General features: G+C 74.5%; 3 protein-coding genes. 2 read left to right on the top strand and 1 reads right to left on the bottom strand.

What is annotated here, in order from left to right; all coding sequences use genetic code 11:
- Positions 1 to 79: 79 nt before the first annotated feature.
- Together ABZ885_RS40915 and ABZ885_RS40910 are read left to right on the top strand one after the other, a co-directional pair.
- Entirely contained in the window at positions 80 to 385 is a 306-nt protein-coding gene (locus ABZ885_RS40915) for a hypothetical protein (protein ID WP_360200257.1), read from the top strand.
- 64 nt (positions 386 to 449) lie between these two features.
- Positions 450 to 779: an antibiotic biosynthesis monooxygenase gene (locus ABZ885_RS40910; protein ID WP_360200255.1), complete on the top strand. Its 330-nt coding sequence runs from the start codon at positions 450 to 452 to the stop codon at positions 777 to 779.
- Between the two features lie 172 nt (positions 780 to 951).
- Here the strand turns inward: ABZ885_RS40910 and ABZ885_RS40905 are convergent, their stop codons facing one another.
- A complete protein-coding gene (locus ABZ885_RS40905) occupies positions 952 to 1,398 on the bottom strand; it encodes an SRPBCC family protein (RefSeq protein WP_360200253.1) in 447 nt (148 codons plus the stop codon).
- Positions 1,399 to 1,527: the final 129 nt, after the last annotated feature.

Below are 1,527 nucleotides of genomic sequence, written 5' to 3'. Positions count from 1 at the left end.
GCCCCGGCGCTGCTCGATGCCGGCATCACCGAGCTGGTGGTGGTCAACCGCACGCCGGAACGCGCCGATGAACTGATCGATGCGATGGGCGACCCGGGCCGCCCCGGCCCTCACTCCGGCCGGACGGGCGATCGGCCGCCGGAGCGGTGCGGCATCGGTCGAGGACCTGCTGGCCGGCACCGCCGCGGGACTTGCGCTGCACCTGACGTTCCCGCACCTGCTGGAGCGGCTGCCGCACCCCGGGCTGCGGGCGGTCCCGGTGCGGGGCCTTCCGCCGTACCTGACCGCCGTCGTCCGGCTGAGAGGAACCGACGGCCCCACGGCGTCCGCCGCTCCGGACGATCGTTCAGTGGCGCTGAACGGCCGTGCAGCCGAACGCTCTTGATCATGGCGGGCGGCCGGGCGAGGCTACCTGCGTCCGCTCCCCCCATGACCCGTTGGAGAGTCCGATGGATACGCACACCGTGGTGCTCACCGCGCAGATCCCGGTCCGGCCCGGCAGCGAACCCGCGCTCGCCGAGGCCTTCGACCGCCTCCGGGAACGCAGCCTGCTGGAACTGGGCGTCCTGTCGTTCGAACGGCTGACGGCCCCCGGCGGCTCCGTGGTGCTGCGCGAGGAGTACCGCGACGAGGCGGCGCTCGACGCGCACCTCGCCAAACCGCACACCGGGGAGTTCCTCGCCGTCCTTCCCGAACTGCTGGCCTCGGCGGCCACCGTCCGGGTCGACCGGGCGCGGACCATCCGCGCGTTCGACGTCCCGCACACTGTCGCCGACTGACCGGCGCCGACGGGCCGGCACCGGCTGCCATGGGAATCCTGCGACCGCTCCGTCAACTCGTCCGCGCCGACCCCACCGCTCCACGGGGCGATGGCGGCGGAGTCATCGTTCACGCCCGGCATCCTCGCAGACGCCACCGACGGCAACCCGGGAAGCGGCCGCGCCTCGCGGTTCAGGCCAGCAGCCGGTCCAGGACCCGGCCGAAGACGAGCCGCCCGACACCGGCCACCACCGGATCGAACACGCCGGGCACCCCCGCGAGCGCCACCGTCTCCGCCCAGGTCACCTCGCTCCGGCTGCCCCGCCCACCGTCCACCGCACGCACGCGGAGCTCGGCCCCGCCGAGGACCGGCCGTCCGCGCTTCTCCAGGCGGCACACCCCGTCACCTCCCGGCGCGGGCGCGCAGAACTCGGTGATCTCCATCGGGTCGTCGAACAACCGGACCGGCCCGAGGGCGGTCCGGGCCACGATCACGTCCCCCACCCGCCGCCCGCTCCCCGACCCGACCGACACGCGGGTGAACGGCACCCGCTCCCCGTGCCGCGGCCAGTCGGTCAGCCGCTCCCAGCAGACAGCAGGGGGCAGGAGCGAGTGCCGCGTCAGGACGAAGTGGGCCATACCTCACCGTAGCCGCCCGGCACCGCCCACCCGGCTGCGCCGTGCGGGGGAGGCCCGGCACACCGCTACAAGCCCTTCGTCGAATCCGGCCGTGGCAGCATTGTGGCGCACAACCGCACCGGACAGGAG

This window comes from Kitasatospora sp. NPDC047058 (genome assembly GCF_040643935.1).
Taxonomy (GTDB): Bacteria; Actinomycetota; Actinomycetes; order Streptomycetales; family Streptomycetaceae; genus Kitasatospora.
The sequence above is the reverse complement of the archived record's forward strand: the minus strand, read 5'-3'. Positions and strand labels throughout refer to the sequence as shown.

What these genes read in the sequence shown, in the direction of transcription:
- ABZ885_RS40915 (WP_360200257.1), top strand. Translation starts at nt 80, where the DNA reads ATGCGATGGGCGACCCGGGCCGCCCCGGCCCTCACTCCGGCCGGACGG.
- ABZ885_RS40910 (WP_360200255.1), top strand. Translation starts at nt 450, where the DNA reads ATGGATACGCACACCGTGGTGCTCACCGCGCAGATCCCGGTCCGGCCC.
- ABZ885_RS40905 (WP_360200253.1), bottom strand. Translation starts at nt 1,398, where the DNA reads ATGGCCCACTTCGTCCTGACGCGGCACTCGCTCCTGCCCCCTGCTGTC.